The organism is Lysinibacillus sp. NPDC097287, from assembly GCF_044761695.1.
In the GTDB taxonomy this organism is placed as follows: domain Bacteria; phylum Bacillota; class Bacilli; order Bacillales_A; family Planococcaceae; genus Lysinibacillus.
Genome location: NZ_JBIWCX010000004.1, coordinates 246027 through 263811, shown reverse-complemented (window position 1 = coordinate 263811; position 17785 = coordinate 246027). Strand labels below are relative to the sequence as shown.

The window sequence follows — 17785 nt, the reverse complement described above, 5'->3', positions numbered from 1 at the left end:
TATAACTTGAAGAAATTACTCAATCAAAAAGAGCAGCACTACGCTGATACACGTGAAGAAGCAGAAGAAATCGTAATTGCTGCTAAAGAAAATGAAGCACTTATCATGAATAAAATCAGCGAGAAATATAACAAATACGGTCAGTATTTCCTTGTTGATTTAACTTATCAATACGGCACACCTAAAGAGGTTATGGAAGGTAAGCCGGATGATGCACCAGATGGTCAAATGAGCATTGAAGAAGTGGATGCTGCTGATGAAGATTTACCGGAATTCGAAGATCCATTCGCGGAGAAAAAAGATGTCCCCGATGAGGACTTGCCATATTAAAAGATTAGGAGTGTGGAAGGCATGCAATTAACAAACGGCGCTGATATCACTAGGAGTCAAAAAGCCAAAATAATTATGTATTCAAAGCCTGGTGACGGTAAAACAACCGTTGCTGGACTTTTACCAGGAAAAACTTTAGTGCTTGATATAGATGGTACAAGTCAGGTATTAGAAGGTTATTCAAATGTAGATGTAGCTAAAATTGACGGTGAAAAACCGCACGAAAGTATTCTTCAGTTTTACGCATTAGCAAAAGCTAATATTCAAAATTACGATAATATTTTCGTTGATAATTTAACGCATTATCAAAAGTTGTGGCTGCTCAATAAAGGCGAAAACACAAAAAGTGGAATGCCTGAACTGAAAGATTACGCATTGCTAGATAACCATCTTTTGAAATTAGTAGAAACATTCAATGGATTAGATGCGAATGTAATTTTCACAGCATGGGAAACAACACGATCCATCACCCATGATGATGGTCAACAATACAATCAATTTGTTCCTGATATTCGAGAAAAAATTGTTAATCACATCATGGGCATTGAACATGTTGTGGCGAGGTTGGTTAAAAAAGCAGATGGTAAACGTGGTTTCATGCTTGAAGGTAACCAAAGTATTTTTGCTAAAAATCATCTAGATAATCGTAAAGGTTGTTTACAAGAAGAATTATTAAATGTCGGCAGTATGCCTTCCACAGATAACAAGGGGGAAAAATAATTATGTCATTTAAAATTAATTTCGATTCAGAAAACGTTTCATCAGGTGAATTTCAATTAGTAGCAGAGGGTAAATACGAAGCTTCTATTATCAATACAGAGGCCAAAGAGTGGCAAGGTCAATATTCAATCGGGTTTGATGTTGAAATTCGCTCAGACGTTGAACAAAAGCACCAAGGGGCAAAAGTTCTTTATAACACACTTTATTTAAGTAGTGCTAACCCTGAATACGCTGAAAATACGGAAAAGAAAAGAAATTCATTCTTAGTAGCTTGCGGTTATAGCGGTAAGCAAAGTCTTGATTTAAATGAAGTAGTTAAAAATATTATTGGGAAATCTGTACTGGTGTATATCAAGCATGTGGAGGATAAAAACGATAAGGAGCGTAAATATCCACGCGTTACATTTGTAGCTGAATCAAAAGTGAATCCACCTCAATCAACTGGACCATCAATCGTTGTTGGTGAAGATGATCTTCCATTTTAATTAAAATTTCATAGAGAGGTCTGTTTTTAGCGGACTTCTCTATTTTTATACCTAAAAACAGTAAACGAAGGTGATTTTTATGGCTAGGTTAAAGTCGATAAGGATAAGCGCAATCAATTGGAATGCACAGTTCGAAGATGTAGATGGGAGCTATTATGACTATGTCACTTCACTGTATTCCACTAATAAAGAGAGTCACATAAAAATTATCGAAGAACTGCACTACAAAGGTTGGAGTTCAATTGAAACTTCTAGCAATGATATATCAATACTCGAAAAAGATAGGCATGTTATTCGAGTGTCGAAGATATGGGAGTAAAAATAAAAGGCATCAGTGAATGAAGGTGAAAACGTGAAAGCACCAATTAATTTTAATGAAATACCGTCAGAATTACGGCTTTTACCTCAATGGATCCTGTGGAAGGCAGAAGAAAAAGGTGGGCGTTATACAAAAATCCCATATCAAGTAGATGGGAATGAAGCTAGGAGTAACGACCGTCGTACATGGTCTACGTTTGCAACAGCAGCTAAGTTTTATACGGAGTCAAATGCAGATGGTGTCGGTTTTGTATTCAGTAGACAAGATAACTATATAGGTGTGGACATAGATAAATGTGTTACGTACAGCGCTGATGATACAGAAAAAACGAATCCTATAATAAACACTTTTGCTAAAGAAATTATAGATACATTAGACAGCTACACAGAGTTTAGTGTGAGTGGTACAGGCGTTCATATCATTATCAAAGGTAGCCTTCCACAGTCTGTGGTGGGTACTGGACGTAAAAATGCAAAGCATGGATTGGAGATATACCAATACGGACGCTATTTTACGATGACAGGCAACCGGGAAAATTCTAACGAAATTTATGATCGTACAGATGAATTAGCGGAGATATTTGAAAAGTATTTCGACGATAGCGACGTGCAAGGGCGTGTAAATTTAGCGGAGTTTGAAAAAGATGAAATCAAACTATCAAACGATGCACTTTGGGAGAAAATGTTCCGCAGTAAAAACGGCGATGAAATACGTTCGTTGTATAACGGTAATTTAATAAACGATGACCATTCTTCTAGTGATTTATCGCTAGCCAATCATCTTGCATTCTGGACAGGTAAAAGCGCTTCGAGAATGGATTCGATGTTTAGAGAAACATCCCTGATGCGCGATAAATGGGACAGAATCCATTTTAGTGATACAGGTGAGACATATGGAGAAAGAACGATTGCAGAAGCTATTTCATCCACTACTACAACTGTGTTGGACCACAAGCATGAAGAAGAATATGCGGAGTTTAACATTGACTTCCACAGTGATGCGGTGGCAGCGGATGAAGTGGAGAAGCCTAAAAAGAAATTCCGGTTAAATGAATTAGGTAACGCCGAACGTATCGCATACGAATATGGCCATGTTATCCGATTTGTTGGGGATACAGGACATTGGTATTTGTGGGACGGTAAACGGTGGAAAGTTGACCGAGCGATGCAGATTGAGCGTATAGCAAATAAAGTTTTACGTGAGCTCGAGAAATCAGAAAACGAATTAGAAGTAAAATGGGCGCGTAGTTGCGGAAAAAGAAATATCCGTATGAATAGCATTAAAGATTTAATGCCGTTAGTACCAGCTGAACGTGAAGAGTTTGACCGCCATAAATATTTATTCAACGTAGATAACGGAATTATTAATTTACGCGATGGCAAGCTGCAGCAACATGATCGTGAGTTGCGATTATCAAAAATATCAAATGTTCCTTTTGATGAAAAAGCTACATGTCCAACATGGCTAAACTTCCTGGATCAAATTTTTAAAAGTGATAAAGATTTGATTGAATACATGCAACGTTTAATCGGTTATTCATTAACTGGTGATATTTCCGAGCAGGGTATGTATTTCCTTGTGGGTGGTGGTTCCAATGGTAAATCGACATTTGTAAATACAGTTAAAAATTTAATGGGTGATTACGGATTGCAAACTAAATCAGATACGTTCATCAAGAAAAAAGATCAAGGTGCAAATAATGATATTGCAAGGTTGGCCAGCGCGAGATTTGTTTCGGCGGTTGAATCGGAGGAAGGCGAGAAATTACAAGAATCACTTGTAAAAACAATTACAGGTGGAGAGCCAATTCTTGCTCGATTCTTAAGACAAGAATTCTTTGAATTTATTCCAGAGTTTAAAGTTTTCTTTACAACAAACCACAAACCAATTATCGGTGGTGTGGACGAAGGTATATGGCGAAGAGTCAAAATTATTCCATTTATTTTGAATTTAAAACCGCATGAACGCGATAAAAAGCTCGAAGAAAAGTTGTCGCTCGAAATGTCTGGGATTCTAAATTGGGCAATCGAAGGTTGTTTGAAGTGGCAGCAGTCAGGGTTAAAAGAGCCGAAAGTGGTAGTGGATGCAACAGGAAATTACAAAGAGGAAATGGATATTTTAGCACCATTCCTTGATGAAATTTGTTATACGGATGAACCGAAAAACGAAGCGATCCGAATTGAAGCGAAGGAATTATACAGTGTCTATGACAGTTGGTGCTTTAAATCAGGAGAACGTCGAATTGGAAATCGGTCGTTTTATCGAATGTTGGAAACAAAAGGTTTCGGAAAAACCAAAGGTACTGGAAATAAAACATTTTTGACAGGAATTACCTTAAATGAACGAAAACCAGTTACCAAAGTGGTTACTGAAAACGTAGAAACAGGTGGTTTCAAGCTCTCTTACTAACCATTTTGATTGTTGAATAACTTTCAATAACTTTTTCGAAAATCAGTAATAACAAGGGTTCAAGAATTGTTTTTTACTACTTTAGTTATTTTAGTTATTTGTTTTTAGGTTAATTAAAAAAATAAAAAAATATATAAAGATATATATAGAGCAGTAATACCCAAAACGGATAACGAAATTAACTGTATTCTTTCAAACCCTTGTGGCTGTAAGGGTGAAGGGGTTTATTGTTTAATAACTTCCGTTAACTATTGGCTTTTTTCAACAACCTTTGATAACGAGGTGATAGATTGCAAGTTTTAAAAGTATTAAGCGGAATTTGGAAATCGGGTGCGGAAATGAATTTATTACCGACTGATGAAATTGAATTGAAATACAACGATCGTGTACCAGCTGAAATTATGAGTGCTGCTGAAAAAGTATTTCCGGAAATAGAAAAATGGTTTGCTAGTTGGAAAGATGCTTCACCTGTAAATATTACAATTCGAAAAATGGTGCATCAAGCTTGTGGATGGCAAGACAATCCAAAGCTGAATGAATGGATATGTACGGACAGCGAATCGCTAACATTATTCATCCAATGGCAAGAATCATTAGCCAAGAACGGATGGGACGATATCTATTCAGACTATCGACAATTTGAAAATGATGAATCAAATGTAATGAAACAAAAAATATACGAACGAGCTATTTTATACGCTAATCAAAATAAGTGATTTGCAGTCGATTCTAGGGGTTTCGGTTCGAGAGTGATAAACGTATCGGTTTGGTATTTATCTCTTGTTAAACGGAGCGATAGATAGGCAAAAGCCACATAGGAGGTTAAGAGAATGAGAGAGATTGAGATTCGAGGGTATGCAGTTGAAGAACTAGTTGGTGACCAATGGGTTTATGGCACAGGAGTTCACACAACCAAATTTACAAAGGAATTCGCCGAAGAAGTAGGCAAGCCTGGTGAAACATTTATTTTTACCGAAAGTGGTTGGATTGAAGTTTATCCAGAAAGTGTTGGCGAATACACAGGCTTAAAAGACAAAAACAGCAAGGTGATTTACGAGGGGGATGTTGTAAAAGTTGAAATACCTGTTGTTTCAGTTAACGAGGATTTCATAGGCCAAGTGAAAATGTTCGAAGGTCGTTGGTGGGTTGATAATGGACATGACGCAATTCCATTATGGTCAGAGGTAAATGAAATTGCTGTATTAGGAAACATTTACGAAAATCCTGAATTGCTAGGTGGTGCTGATGAATGAAAACAATTTTTATCCTTATGAGTTTAGTTCATTTAGGAGTAGCGATTTTTGTTTTATTCGACTATCAACCTAGCAAGTTCGAAATGTTTTGCGCTTATATGATATGCGCACTCACATTTTTCACACGTGTGATTGAAGGTGATACTCAATGATACATTACGCTTACACCGATACGGAATTAAACAAAATCCTAAAAACACTCACAATTGTGGTGGATACGCGTGAACAAGTAAATGGTCATATCCTTGAATATTTACGCAGCAAGGATGTGCCAATCAAATTAAAAAAACTCGATACTGGCGATTACACGGCAATGATTCCTAAAAATGAAGAATTGGGCATCCAACGTGATATTTATTTAAACAGCCGAGTTGAGCGTAAAGCTAGTGTAGATGAGATTGTAGGCAACCTTGGAAAAGACGAACGTACACGCTTTGAAAATGAATTAATAAGGTCACAAAGCGCACCATTCACTTTGCTTTTAGAAGATCCAGAGGGCTACAAAAAAATACTAAACGGAACCTATAGAAGTAAATACGACCCACTTGCATTACTTGGCTCGTTGAATACTTTCAAGGCTCGTTACGGCTTTGAAATTGTCTACTTAGACAATAAGTTTAGTGGGAATTTTATTTACTATCACTTTTTCTATCAGATGAAAAACTACTTGAAACGGGGTGCTTTTTGATGAAACCGAATAAATTAAATGCATTCATGTACGCATTAATGAAAGAGGCTCGACGCGATTCTTTGATGGATTTCATTGAGGATTGGGGAATTAGCGAAGAAGAATATTATGAAATCGAAACCTGGTTCAAAAATGAACTAGATATCAAATTATAAGGGATATCCAGTGTATGAACATGCGCAATGGGATTCCTATTGTTCAGTCGGTGAAGAATACAGGTCGTCCACAGAATAGATTGTGGAAGGCGATCACAAATCCTTATACACGCTATATCGAAATGGCAATAATCGTTAATGGATGTGAAGCGAGCGTCGTTATGCCATATAAACATAAATGGGTGCAGCAGTACACGAATGAAGGTTGGCACACAAAGAAAGTGTGGGATAAATGATGGATATTCAAATGCGTAAAATGCGTATTGAAATATTAGATAAGATTGATGCGCTCACACCGAAATGTAAATGCCAATCAGCAGAAGATGCTGAAAATTGCTCTAACTGTAAGTTGATAAATCAATTGGGTCAAGTGTTGAAAGAATTACTTAGACCACGCAACAAGAAGCTTATGAAAGACCACGATTATCCTGAGAACAAAAAGAAACCAGCTGTAGTATGGACTAAAGAAATGGTTAAAATCATCGAAGAGAATGCACATAAATACACCTACAAAGAATTAGCTGAAATTTTGAAAGTACCGGAAAAATCTTTGCGTACTAAGTGCAGTGATTTAGGTTTCAAGTGTAAGAAACTATCGGTCAAATACAAGTATTACGAAAATGATATTTTAATCGCAACAGGTTTCATTCCAGAAATAGCAAAAATAACAGGACTTAACGATTCAACATTACGCAATTATGCAATGGGTAGACGTTTAAGTACTGGTAGAAGGATGGAGAAAATTAATGAACATAAATGAATATCAATTTAAATCAAGACGCACATTTCCGTTTCAAGGTAGACCTAAAAATTATACGGAAATGAATTGGTTGTTATCAAACTACTCACTAGGACTTATTGGCGAAGCTGTTGAAGTGTTTGAATGTTATATGAAAGGTATAGTTTTCGAAAAGGATCTAGAAGAATTTATCCTAGAGCTTGGTGACGTTACACATTACGCTGCAGGTTTAGCATCTATCTATCAATTGAAGTTACCGACTGAATATCCGACTCCGAACGGTAAAGTTGAAGAATGGATATCACAATTACTTATCAACTGCAAAGAAATTTCGGAATTCACTAAAAAGGATGTATATGATCGCAAGGAAGTTATTTTCCCTCACGAATCACTGAACGAAGTGTTCGTTCTATGTGCAGCTATTGCTAAACATTATGGTTACGAATACGGACAAGTTATGCAAATGAATATTGATAAATTGAAAATTCGTCGTCCGGAGGCAATTAATGCTGAGGATAGTAAAAAGCGTGTAGATACGGTGTAGTAGATAAAAAATGTGCAGTAACAGAAAGGGAGAGATAAAAATGAACACAAGAGAAGCATTTAAAGTATTTATCAGACATCAATTGAGTGTTATGAAAGACGAAGGAAAGATTGATTTAACAGCAGAGGAAATAGAAAAATTCGCTAACGGCATTGAAAATGATGATGTGTTTTACAACCAATTAGGTGATTTCTTAGCAGATTATATTGATACTTTCGCAACTAACTATGGCATCGCTAATGAATTTTGATTGCTGAACAATATGAGTAAGTGGTGATTCAATGGCAACTGAATACGCACTGTACAAAGGTGATGAACTGTTATCAATCGGCTCAATCAGAAAGTTAGCTGAAGAATTTAAAGTCGGTGAAAGAACGATCAAATTTTATATGACACCAACTTATCAAAAGCGTACTAGCGAACGTAAAGGCAGACGATTAGTGAAGTTAAGTGAGGATTAATATATGTAAAAGGGTCACTCTCATTAAAAGTGACCCAATCTATCAAACCAGGAGAGGTTTTCGTAAAGTTAAATCACTTTACACTATATATTATGATTTGAAAGTGAACGTGATTAGCCGAGTGCCTGTGATATAGATCAATAATAAAAAGTCGTAGTATGTGACGATGCTACAGCTTAATTTTAAGGAAATCAATATACAAGGTAGGTGCTGCACATGTACGAATGGTTGCGTGATTACCAAGAGATAGAAGATACTATTGCTCGTTTAGAATTCAATCTTGAACGTTCTCAACGTGAATTAAAGCGATGGGTTGAAGGTGATCTAGCAGGCGTTAAACTAACTGCTGAATCAGATGGCGCCAAACTTGAAGAACGCATTGAACGTATAGAAAAAGAATTAGCCATACAAAAAGAAGAACGCTCCAACTTCATTACCTTAATCACGCAATTCAAAGGCATTGAGCATAAGATAATAAAAATGAAGTATGTGGATGGCATGACACTTGAAGAGATAGCAGAAGAATTAAATTATAGTTCTTCTTATATTTATCGAAAACATTCAGAGATAACGAAGATGATTAAATTTGCACATCAGATTAGATTAGCAATATACGATTAACCTACACAAAACTTGCAGCAAGTAGTGGCTATGTAAGCTATTGAAATTCCGTTATATGATGGTAATGTCAAAAAGCGCACGGAAATGCGTACAATAAATTTCCTTACAATAATAAGTCGTTCGCTTGTACGACCACCTACAAACAAGCGTGAGAGGCTACTAGTTATGGGTAGTCTCTTTTTATATCAAAATTATATTACACAGTTAATCCTTTCCAGTCTATGATGTAGGTGGACGGGAGGTGCAGAGTATGGGAACTAAAGTATTAACAAACGAAGAAAATAGAAGTAATTTCCTTAGAGCTAAAAAAGAAATTGAATTCGAATTAGAAATTTTAAAAGACGACTATAAAGACGACGAAAAAACTTATCGTTCCTTGAAGAACATCGAAAGAAAAGTAACTGAATTAATGGCGTTTAGAGATTTCAAATAATACAGAAAGTCGCACTCACTACGAGTTGCGGCTTTTTATTATATCAAAAATATATTACATACTCTTACTTCCTTTCCACATACAATTATTGTGGATGGGAGGTGGATGGTATATCTAATAGGGGATTAGAGTTAGAAATCATTTACGAAATTATATCGGAGAATGAAAAGCATATCAAAAAGTTTGAAGAACAACTAGAACAAAGGAAAGCGAATAAAGAGCCGGAAGAGGGTAATCATTTCTTGGAAGGCATTATCTGTGGTATTCAAGGCGTAAATACCATACTAAAGAATTCGATTGTTAAATATTAATACACACGAAGTCGCGTTCATTCGAGCGTGGCTTTTTCTTATGCCTTGAATACTGCATATCCTATCGACCATCAAGTAATCGTAGGCGTTAATCGCGGGGTGTGAATAGGGTGTGCGGTCTTGAAGATATAAAGTCGAAAGCTGAAACAGACTATAAAAGCTAATGAGCAAATCATCATGAATTGTGGAGGGCGAACGAATGGAGATTACAGAAAAACTTATTCCGTTAATCGAAAAAGCATTAGGGTTTGAATTGTATGAATGGCAAAGAGCTTATCTATTGAACCAACCACATAAAGTTCCGACAGGTCGTGCAGTAGGTTATACAACAACTTACATTGTGAAATTACTATTGACTAACGATAGATTGATAGACATTAAGAAAGACGTTCGTCGCTATCAAGACTATACAGCCAGTGGACATTATTCATCTTTCTTCAGACACGAAATGAGAATGATTGATGACAAACTTACATCGGTAGGGTTAGTAACTCAATCGGTAAAACCTAAGAAAGTCATAGGTGATGTAGGTGGCATCGAAGTGAAGCTCGACACACAGAAGTTGCAACAGAAGTTACGAGCAATCGCTAAACATACAGAAGCATTAGCTGTTGAGTTGGATGCGATCGATAATGCATGGCAATGTGATTGCGGCTGTGATGAAAAGGAAGAAATCTTAATAGATAACGAAACGTTATTTGTCGCTTGCTTTAAGTGCGGTAAACCGATTGAAGATGATGAACTACCAACACGATTGGAAGGTTCGGATTAATGAACTTCTACAAATCAAAAGCATGGCGAGGTAAACGAACCAAAGTATTACGCCGTGATGAATACACATGCCAAGAATGTAAACGATACGGCAAGAGCCGAACAGCAACGACAGTGCATCACGTTAATCCATTGGAGTCATATCCGCAGTGGCGCTTGGAATCCTGGAACCTATTAAGCTTATGCAGCACATGCCATGAGAAAATGCATGACCGCACAGCAGACGTTCTCACAACGTTAGGAGAGTATTGGCGAGAAAGGGTATCAAAGGTATCCCCCCGCCTTTAAAGTCTCTTAAATTGAAACAGGAGGACCGAGGGGGTGGACTATTTCCAATAGAGCGCTGGAAATAATTTAAGAAAGGGGGTGTGGCGACCAAGTGAAAAAACAACTACGAGAAACAGTGATTGAAAACATGAAGCATCTAGGGGTATATCGCGAAGATTTTGAGCATACGATTGACGTCTATGTCGATATGCTTGTGCAGTATAAGATGTTTGAGCAGCAGTTTGCTGATTCAGGTTACAAACTTACGGACTCTCATACAAATAAAGCTGGCGCCACAAACGAACGAAAAGCCCCGATTTACATGGCTATGGAAGCTTTGAGGAAAGATCTCGCTAAATACTCGGACTTACTTTGTTTGAATCCTAGAGCATATGAGCGTGTGAAGAAACCAGAGGTACCAGTGCGTAAGAAGGAAGAAGAAAAACCGAAATCGAAATTGATTCAAGCATTGAGTGATTCGTCATGAGTGAATTTAAGAATTACGATCTAGTAATGCGCTTTGCCCTATCAATTGTGGAGGGAACCAAGCCGGCCAACAAGGAGCAGATTCAAGGATGCGAACGTTTTTTACGTGATTTAGAAAATCCAGCCTATGAGTTTAATCCAAAGGACGCAGAATTCGTTATAGGCATTATTGAAAAAACATTCGTACATGCTCAAGGCGAGCGATTAGACGGCACACCATTACGCGGTGAGCCTTTTTTATTGGAGCCATTTCATAAATACCAAGTTTATAATTTGCTAGGTTTCTTTCATGCCGGTACTGAAATTCGTCGGTTTAAAGAGGCCTTTATTTATATCCCGCGTAAAAACATTAAGACATCATTTGCGGCAGCATTAGCGTGGGCGCTTGGAATACTCAATCGTCGTTCGGGTTCAAAAGTATACATCGTTGCAGCAGCATTAAAACAAGCGCTCGAAAGTTTCAATTTCATCAATTTTAATTTAAATCAAATGGGTGAGAGAGATAATTTCCGAGTGATTGATAATAACCAGGAGCACAGTATCAGCGGTGATCTTGGTGACGGTTCATTGTACATTCAAGCATTAGCGGCCAATCCAGATAAGCAAGACTCATTGAACTGTAATATTGGAATTGCTGATGAAATGCACGCCTATAAATCACCGAAACAATACAACATTATTAAAGAAGCAATGAAGGCTTATACGAATAAGTTGATGATTGGGATTACAACGGCAGGCGATAACATGAGTTCGTTCTGTTACCAACGTTTACAGTATTGCAAAAAGATTTTGGACGGCACAGTAGTTGATGAACAGTATTTCGTTTTCATTGCAAAAGCAGATGAAGATGAAAAAGGCGAAGTGGATTATACAAATCCGATAGAACACGAAAAAGCTAATCCTGCTTATGGCGTTTCTATTCGTCCACAAGACATGTTGAATGATGCATTACAGGCTCAAAATGATCCACAGCAACGAAAAGATTTCTTAGCAAAATCATTGAATATATATACTTCAGCAATCCGTGCTTATTTCAATGTCGATGAATTTAAAGCATCTGATAGTAAATATAAATGGACAATCGAAGAATTAGCAAAGTTACCTATCACTTGGTATGGTGGAGCCGATTTATCCAAGATGCATGACTTAACAGCAGCGGCACTTTACGGACATTATAAAGGTATTGATATTACCGTTACACATGCATGGTTCCCAATTGTGGCTGCTACCACGAAAGCTGAAGACGATGGCATACCGTTATTCGGTTGGAAAGATGATGGTTGGCTAACGATGTGTAATACACCGACGGTCAACTATTCAGACATTATCAATTGGTTCGTCAAGATGAAGCAGATTGGTTTCAAAATAAAAAAGGTTGGCTTCGATAGAAAGTTTGGCCGAGAGTTTTTCCTTGGTATGAAAAAGAAAGGCTTCAAAATCGTAGATCAACCACAATACTTCTATAAAAAATCAGAGGGTTTTCGTCGCTTGGAGAAACAAGCAAAAGACGGAAACCTTTATTATTTGCACTCGCAAGCGTTTGAGTATTGCGTGCAAAACGTATCAGCTGTCGAAAAGACAGATGACATGATCCAGTATGAAAAAGTAATGACTGAACAGCGCATTGATATTTTCGATGCTGCAGTATTTGCGGCCGTGCAGATGTTAGAAGATATGGACAAAGCATCAAGTGCTGGTCAGTGGTTGGAGAGTTAGCCTACTGCCACTTCATCAACTGTGGAAGGGGGGTGTGAAAATGCGAAATCCGTTCAAGAAGCGGTCAACGGTAGAAACAGAAGAAAAAAGCGTCATGCAAATCCCGTTTTCGTTTGGTGATGTCGATACAGTCGGTTACGTGAAGTTATCAGAGCATCCAGACGTTGTGATTGCGGTGAATAAAATAGCTGACCTGGTATCTAACATGACCATTCATTTAATGGAGAATACGGAGCAAGGTGATAAGCGAGTACGTAATGCACTATCGCGGAAAATCGATATTGAGCCACATCGTAATATGACTCGCAAAGGATGGTTGTACAAAATCGTTTCAGATTTGTTGTTACATGGTGATGGCAATTCTGTCGTCCACATTGGAGTTGATGCTGAAACAGGTTTAATTGATGATTTAACGCCATTTCAGATGCAAGCAGTCACCTTTAATGATGTTGATGGTAATTATGTTATCAACTACAACGGTAACGATTACAAGCCTGATGAAGTACTGCATTTCGTAATAAATCCGAATCCAAATTATCCGTACAAAGGAATGGGTTATCGAGTGGCATTGCGTGATATTGTGAAAAATTTAGCGCAGGCAAACAAAACGAAAAATAGTTTTATGAGTGGTAAGTACATGCCTTCATTAATTCTAGCCGTTGATGCAATGACAGATGAAATGGCTACAAAAGAAGGTCGTGACAACATCCTTAAAAAGTACGTTGATGAAACAGATGGCGGTAAACCATGGGTTGTGCCAGCTGATTTAATTAATGTGCATCAAGTGAAGCCTTTGTCATTGAAAGATATTGCGATCAATGAGGGTGTTGAACTGGATAAAAAAACAGTGGCCGGACTATTAGATGTCCCGGCTTTTTTCTTGGGCGTTGGCGAATTCAAAAAAGAAGAGTACAACAATTTTATTAATACTCGGATTTATGCAATTGGACAAATCATCTCGCAAACTTTAACGCGGGACTTACTTTACAATCCAAACTGGTTTTTCCGTTTAAACCCACGGAGCCTATTCTCTTATGATTTAACCGAAATGGTTACGGCAGGCACACAAATGGTAGACCGTAATGCAATGCGACGAAATGAATTACGTGATTGGGTCGGACTAGATCCAGATGCAGAAATGCAAGAGCTCATCATCTTAGAAAACTACATTCCGGCAGGGATGCTTGGCCAACAAAATAAATTGAAGGGTGGTGAAAATAGTGATTAAAAAACGTCACATGCATTTTACGTCAGAGCTGAAAACACGCTCGACAGAGAACGAAAATGAAGCTGTTATTGAAGGCTATTTTGTTGTGTATGACCAAGAGACTGAGTTGTGGCCAGGAGCATTTGAAGAAGTTGCACCAGGAGCATTTGAGGAAAGTTTACGTAGTGCCGACATCATGTGTTTAGACAATCACGACAGTCGTGTTGTGCTTGGTTCGCTAGGCAGTAAAACACTCGAATTAAAGTCTGACAATCACGGTTTATGGGGTCGCGCGGTTATCGATTTAGAGGATCCAAATGCAAAGAGTGCATATCGAAAAGTACAAACCGGGAAAGTACGAGGTTGTTCGTTTGGCTTCTACCCTACAAAAGAAGAACACATCCAACGTGATGATGGCACAGTCAAATGGCGTGTAACCGAAGCGGAATTGTTAGAGGTTTCGATTACGGCTTTTCCCGCCTATCCGCAAACCGACATTGCAGCGCGTCAAAAAGATGTCGAAGCAATGAAGAAACAAAAATTTGAGCAACGCAAAAAACAATTGAAGGAGCGATTATCCAATGGCTAATCCAGTATTAATCGGCGCTAAGCTGAACGTAAAACGTAACTCTTTATTAACTGTGGAGGGCAAACTAACGGAATTACTTGCAAAACGTAGTGAGCTTGAAGCGTCTATCGATGGCGTGGAAACAGAAGAAGATTTAACAGCAATTGAAGCAAGTGTAAAAGAAAATGATGATGCAATCGAAGTTGCAGAAGAAGAAAAAACTTCTTTAGAAGAAGAAATCGCAGGGCTTGAAAGCGAGCTCGAAGCTTCTAATCGAAAAAAACCAAAAGCAGGAGGTAAACGAAATATGCCAAATCAAACAGAAACACGCGAAGCAATCAATGCATTTGTTCGCGCAAAAGGTACTTTCCAAGAACGTGGAGATTTCACAACAGTAGAAGGTGGCGCGTTAATTCCAGAAGATTTAATGAAGCCGAAAAAAGAACTTGTAGATACTCTCGATTTAACACAGTACGTTCGTAGAGTGCCGGTAAATCGTGGTTCTGGTAAATACCCAATTATTAAAAAATCAAATGGTAAATTCGTAGCAGTTGCAGAATTAGCGGCTAATCCAAAACTTGCAACACCTACATTCGATGAAGTTACTTATGACATTGAAACGTACCGTGGCTATGTGCCTGTGTCACAAGAAGCTATCGATGATGCAGATTACGATATTTCAGGATTAATCGCAGATGATATTCGTGATCAAGATTTAAATACAAAAAATGCACAAATTGCAGCTATCTTAAAAACAGCACCAGCCAAAGCGGTAACAGGTTTAGATGGCATCGTTACGCTATTTAACACAGGCTTCAAAAATGTGTATACAGTAAAAGCTTTCATTTCATCTTCATTATTCAACGTGCTTGATTTACTAAAAGATAAAAACGGCCGTTACCTATTGCAAGATGATATTACGGTTGCTTCTGGTAAACGTATCAAAGGTAAAGAAGTTGTTGTCTTGGATGATGATGTAATTGGTGCAGCTGAAGGAGATTTAAAAGCGTTCATCGGTGATTCTTACGAATTCATCACATTATTTGACCGCAAACAAGCTTCTGTAAAATGGACTGACAATGACATCTACGGTCAATTATTAGCAGGCTTTGTACGCTTTGATGTGAAAGCAGTCGATACAGCAGCGGGTTACTATGTAACATTCACACCTGATGCTCCAACTCCTTAAAAATGAAAGGGTGTTAATTTATGAAATATCGTGTTATTAAAAGATTCAAAGATACTCACGACAAAAATCATATCTATGAAGTGGGGGACAAATACCCTCATAAAGGTAGAGTGGATAAAGAGAGAGTATTGTCGTTAACAACAGAAATGAACAACTGCGGTGAACCCTTCATAGCAGAAGTTGGTGAGGGCGATGTCTGAAGACTTTCTTGCTATATGTTTAGAACTATTAAAGTTAGATTTGGGTATCACACATAATTTGCGTGATGCCTATTTTTCTAATGCTGTGAAGACAGCAGAAATAGAATTATCAAAGATGGGCGTCGACCTCACCGCATCAACTGTGGAGGACGCTAAGCTCGTCGTAGATTATGCTGTTTGGCAATACCGCAAACGGCAAGAAGATGTAGGCTTGTCTCGTAACCTTAAATTCCGCATCAACAACCGCATCATTCAAAAGGTAGGTGTATCTAATGCCAAGCCTTAAACAATCGAAAGGAAGCAACCAACACGTATCACTAGATGATGTGTGCTTTTTGATGTCTTCCACAATTATTCTTGATGAACTGCTACAAGAAATCGAAGTGTTCTTACCAGAGTTAGTTTATTGTAGTCGCTCAAGTGTCGGTCAAAAGGAATTTACAGCAACGATGCAAGCTGGATTAAAAGCTGAAATGACAATTATCATGAATCACGATGAGTACGATGGTGAAAAGGAACTTGAATACAACCGAGTGATGTATTCTGTTTACCGCACTTTTGTACGTGATGATGGCAACATTGAGCTGTATTGTGAGGTGAGGGTTGGTGGCAACTCCGATATCAGGAATAGCTGATGCAATAGCTAGAGAATTACAAAGATATAGTTTGGTTTTGAAAGAAGATGTCGACAAAGCCACAAAAGAAGTATCGAAAGAAACGGTAGATGAATTAAAAAACGGACCTTTAACTCCTCGTAGGACAGGCGATTATGCTGCATCTTGGAGAATGAGAAAAGTAAGAGGTAAGTGGGTTGTCCACAGTGAAGATCACTACAGGTTAACTCACTTATTAGAAAAAGGCCATGCCAAAGTCGGTGGTGGCAGGGTAAGAGCTTATAAACACATTCAACCAGCTGCAGAAAAGGCGGCTATTAGTTTAGAAGATAAAATCGATGAAATAGTGAGGATGCGCGGATGACACTTACAGAATTAGCACAAAAGTTAAAAGCTCTCGGTTATCCAGTCACTTACTCGCATTTTAAGTCAGTGCAAACACCACCATTCATTTGTTATTTAGTTGTGGATGGCGATACGTTTACTGCTGATGATACAGTTGTATCAGAATCGACTTATGTAGATATTGAGTTATACTCATCTACTAAAAATTTAACAGCAGAAGGCAAGATAAAAGCAATGCTAAAAGAAAACGAACTCCCTTGGGACTATGATGAGCAATTCATCAAAGACGAGGGAGTTTTTAAATGCACATTTTCAATTCAATTAATTAACTAGGAGGTCGTTTATATGACACAAGTAGGGTTAAAAAATATTTACGCAACTAAAGTACTTACTGATACAGAAGAAGGTACAACATATGATACACCTAAAAAAATCAGCGAAGCGATCACAGCAAATATCACACCGAATGTTGAAACGGCAACATTATATGCTGACGATAAAGCTTCAGAAGTTGAAGAAGCGATGGGCGATATCGATGTAGAAATCGGCATCAAAGATTTATCTGTGGAAGACTACGCGTTTTTGCTAGGTAAAACTGTTGATGCAAATGGCGGTGTCTTAGATAACGTAAATGACGTTGCCCCATACATCGCATTAGGCTTTGAAGTTCCCTTAACAGGTGGTCGCAAACGCATGTATTGGTACTACAAAGGTAAATTCAGCGTACCATCGAGCGAACATACGACAAAACAAGGTTCAACCGAGTTCCAAACACCAACGATTTCAGGTAAATTCATGTCACGAGCTGATGGGAACTGGCGTTATCGTTTAGATTCGAACGAAACAAACACAACAGTAGTTGCTAATTGGTTTAAAACGGTACAAGAAGAACCAACAGTACCTGCACCTTAAAAAACTTATTCAGAGAGCTGGCTTCGGTCGGCTCTTTTACTA

The 17785-nt window shown here is 38.0% G+C and carries 29 protein-coding genes; all 29 read left to right on the top strand.

Translation table 11 applies throughout. The annotated features are described in order from the left end of the window. Positions 1 to 6 precede the first annotated feature (6 nt). A complete protein-coding gene (locus tag ACIQ2D_RS08775) occupies positions 7 to 330 on the top strand; it encodes a hypothetical protein (protein WP_402862470.1) in 324 nt (107 codons plus the stop codon). Positions 331 to 351: 21 nt separating this feature from the next. Next, positions 352 to 1050 carry an AAA family ATPase gene (locus ACIQ2D_RS08770; RefSeq protein WP_402862467.1) on the top strand — a complete coding sequence of 233 codons (699 nt, stop codon included), beginning with the start codon at positions 352 to 354 and terminating at the stop codon, positions 1048 to 1050. 2 nt (positions 1051 to 1052) lie between these two features. Next, complete coding sequence (locus tag ACIQ2D_RS08765) at positions 1053 to 1535, top strand: DUF669 domain-containing protein (RefSeq protein WP_402862464.1); 483 nt, start codon at positions 1053 to 1055, stop codon at positions 1533 to 1535. 352 nt (positions 1536 to 1887) lie between these two features. Next, positions 1888 to 4263: a phage/plasmid primase, P4 family gene (locus ACIQ2D_RS08760; RefSeq protein ID WP_402862461.1), complete on the top strand. Its 2376-nt coding sequence runs from the start codon at positions 1888 to 1890 to the stop codon at positions 4261 to 4263. A 290-nt stretch (positions 4264 to 4553) separates the two neighbouring features. Beyond that, entirely contained in the window at positions 4554 to 4979 is a 426-nt protein-coding gene (locus ACIQ2D_RS08755; protein ID WP_402862458.1) for a hypothetical protein, read from the top strand. A 114-nt stretch (positions 4980 to 5093) separates the two neighbouring features. Beyond that, positions 5094 to 5516 carry a YopX family protein gene (locus tag ACIQ2D_RS08750; RefSeq protein ID WP_402862456.1) on the top strand — a complete coding sequence of 141 codons (423 nt, stop codon included), beginning with the start codon at positions 5094 to 5096 and terminating at the stop codon, positions 5514 to 5516. A gap of 148 nt (positions 5517 to 5664) precedes the next feature. Further along, positions 5665 to 6204, top strand: coding sequence for an ERCC4 domain-containing protein (locus tag ACIQ2D_RS08745; RefSeq protein WP_402862453.1), 540 nt, complete (start codon positions 5665 to 5667; stop codon positions 6202 to 6204). Next, positions 6204 to 6359, top strand: a complete 156-nt coding sequence (locus tag ACIQ2D_RS08740) for a hypothetical protein (protein ID WP_402862451.1) — start codon at positions 6204 to 6206, stop codon at positions 6357 to 6359. Before ACIQ2D_RS08745 ends, ACIQ2D_RS08740 begins: the two co-directional genes overlap by 1 nt. 14 nt (positions 6360 to 6373) lie before the next feature. After that, on the top strand, positions 6374 to 6595 hold the full coding sequence (locus ACIQ2D_RS08735; RefSeq protein WP_402862448.1) for a hypothetical protein: 222 nt from the start codon (positions 6374 to 6376) through the stop codon (positions 6593 to 6595). Then, the gene (locus tag ACIQ2D_RS08730) at positions 6592 to 7119 is read left to right on the top strand and encodes a hypothetical protein (protein ID WP_402862445.1); all 528 of its coding nucleotides are present in this window, start codon (positions 6592 to 6594) and stop codon (positions 7117 to 7119) included. Before ACIQ2D_RS08735 ends, ACIQ2D_RS08730 begins: the two co-directional genes overlap by 4 nt. Then, positions 7106 to 7642, top strand: a complete 537-nt coding sequence (locus tag ACIQ2D_RS08725; RefSeq protein ID WP_402862442.1) for a nucleoside triphosphate pyrophosphohydrolase family protein — start codon at positions 7106 to 7108, stop codon at positions 7640 to 7642. Before ACIQ2D_RS08730 ends, ACIQ2D_RS08725 begins: the two co-directional genes overlap by 14 nt. 40 nt (positions 7643 to 7682) lie before the next feature. Further along, on the top strand, positions 7683 to 7892 hold the full coding sequence (locus tag ACIQ2D_RS08720) for a hypothetical protein (RefSeq protein ID WP_402862439.1): 210 nt from the start codon (positions 7683 to 7685) through the stop codon (positions 7890 to 7892). A gap of 31 nt (positions 7893 to 7923) precedes the next feature. Continuing rightward, the gene (locus ACIQ2D_RS08715; protein WP_402862436.1) at positions 7924 to 8103 is read left to right on the top strand and encodes a hypothetical protein; all 180 of its coding nucleotides are present in this window, start codon (positions 7924 to 7926) and stop codon (positions 8101 to 8103) included. A 216-nt stretch (positions 8104 to 8319) separates the two neighbouring features. Beyond that, positions 8320 to 8724 (top strand): sigma factor-like helix-turn-helix DNA-binding protein, encoded by a 405-nt coding sequence (locus ACIQ2D_RS08710; RefSeq protein WP_402862433.1) that lies wholly within the window; start codon positions 8320 to 8322, stop codon positions 8722 to 8724. A 250-nt stretch (positions 8725 to 8974) separates the two neighbouring features. Continuing rightward, positions 8975 to 9157 carry a hypothetical protein gene (locus ACIQ2D_RS08705; protein WP_402862430.1) on the top strand — a complete coding sequence of 61 codons (183 nt, stop codon included), beginning with the start codon at positions 8975 to 8977 and terminating at the stop codon, positions 9155 to 9157. 101 nt (positions 9158 to 9258) lie between these two features. Beyond that, positions 9259 to 9468: a hypothetical protein gene (locus ACIQ2D_RS08700; RefSeq protein WP_402862427.1), complete on the top strand. Its 210-nt coding sequence runs from the start codon at positions 9259 to 9261 to the stop codon at positions 9466 to 9468. A 199-nt stretch (positions 9469 to 9667) separates the two neighbouring features. After that, positions 9668 to 10240: a hypothetical protein gene (locus ACIQ2D_RS08695; protein ID WP_402862424.1), complete on the top strand. Its 573-nt coding sequence runs from the start codon at positions 9668 to 9670 to the stop codon at positions 10238 to 10240. Further along, positions 10240 to 10527 carry an HNH endonuclease gene (locus ACIQ2D_RS08690; RefSeq protein WP_402862421.1) on the top strand — a complete coding sequence of 96 codons (288 nt, stop codon included), beginning with the start codon at positions 10240 to 10242 and terminating at the stop codon, positions 10525 to 10527. The genes ACIQ2D_RS08695 and ACIQ2D_RS08690 overlap by 1 nt, the downstream gene beginning before the upstream one ends. A 91-nt stretch (positions 10528 to 10618) precedes the next feature. After that, on the top strand, positions 10619 to 10993 hold the full coding sequence (locus ACIQ2D_RS08685; RefSeq protein WP_402862418.1) for a P27 family phage terminase small subunit: 375 nt from the start codon (positions 10619 to 10621) through the stop codon (positions 10991 to 10993). Further along, entirely contained in the window at positions 10990 to 12708 is a 1719-nt protein-coding gene (locus ACIQ2D_RS08680; RefSeq protein ID WP_402862415.1) for a terminase large subunit, read from the top strand. The genes ACIQ2D_RS08685 and ACIQ2D_RS08680 overlap by 4 nt, the downstream gene beginning before the upstream one ends. A 40-nt stretch (positions 12709 to 12748) precedes the next feature. Next, positions 12749 to 13936, top strand: a complete 1188-nt coding sequence (locus ACIQ2D_RS08675) for a phage portal protein (protein WP_402862412.1) — start codon at positions 12749 to 12751, stop codon at positions 13934 to 13936. Further along, positions 13929 to 14504 carry an HK97 family phage prohead protease gene (locus ACIQ2D_RS08670; protein ID WP_402862409.1) on the top strand — a complete coding sequence of 192 codons (576 nt, stop codon included), beginning with the start codon at positions 13929 to 13931 and terminating at the stop codon, positions 14502 to 14504. Before ACIQ2D_RS08675 ends, ACIQ2D_RS08670 begins: the two co-directional genes overlap by 8 nt. Beyond that, complete coding sequence (locus ACIQ2D_RS08665) at positions 14497 to 15672, top strand: phage major capsid protein (RefSeq protein WP_402862406.1); 1176 nt, start codon at positions 14497 to 14499, stop codon at positions 15670 to 15672. Before ACIQ2D_RS08670 ends, ACIQ2D_RS08665 begins: the two co-directional genes overlap by 8 nt. A gap of 20 nt (positions 15673 to 15692) precedes the next feature. Further along, positions 15693 to 15872, top strand: a complete 180-nt coding sequence (locus tag ACIQ2D_RS08660) for a hypothetical protein (protein ID WP_402862403.1) — start codon at positions 15693 to 15695, stop codon at positions 15870 to 15872. Beyond that, positions 15865 to 16158: a hypothetical protein gene (locus ACIQ2D_RS08655; protein WP_402862400.1), complete on the top strand. Its 294-nt coding sequence runs from the start codon at positions 15865 to 15867 to the stop codon at positions 16156 to 16158. Before ACIQ2D_RS08660 ends, ACIQ2D_RS08655 begins: the two co-directional genes overlap by 8 nt. After that, positions 16145 to 16507: a hypothetical protein gene (locus ACIQ2D_RS08650; RefSeq protein ID WP_402862397.1), complete on the top strand. Its 363-nt coding sequence runs from the start codon at positions 16145 to 16147 to the stop codon at positions 16505 to 16507. Before ACIQ2D_RS08655 ends, ACIQ2D_RS08650 begins: the two co-directional genes overlap by 14 nt. Next, entirely contained in the window at positions 16479 to 16850 is a 372-nt protein-coding gene (locus tag ACIQ2D_RS08645; protein ID WP_402862394.1) for an HK97 gp10 family phage protein, read from the top strand. The genes ACIQ2D_RS08650 and ACIQ2D_RS08645 overlap by 29 nt, the downstream gene beginning before the upstream one ends. Beyond that, positions 16847 to 17164, top strand: coding sequence for a hypothetical protein (locus tag ACIQ2D_RS08640; protein WP_402862391.1), 318 nt, complete (start codon positions 16847 to 16849; stop codon positions 17162 to 17164). Before ACIQ2D_RS08645 ends, ACIQ2D_RS08640 begins: the two co-directional genes overlap by 4 nt. Before the next feature lie 12 nt (positions 17165 to 17176). Beyond that, the gene (locus ACIQ2D_RS08635; RefSeq protein ID WP_402862388.1) at positions 17177 to 17743 is read left to right on the top strand and encodes a major tail protein; all 567 of its coding nucleotides are present in this window, start codon (positions 17177 to 17179) and stop codon (positions 17741 to 17743) included. Positions 17744 to 17785 lie beyond the last annotated feature (42 nt).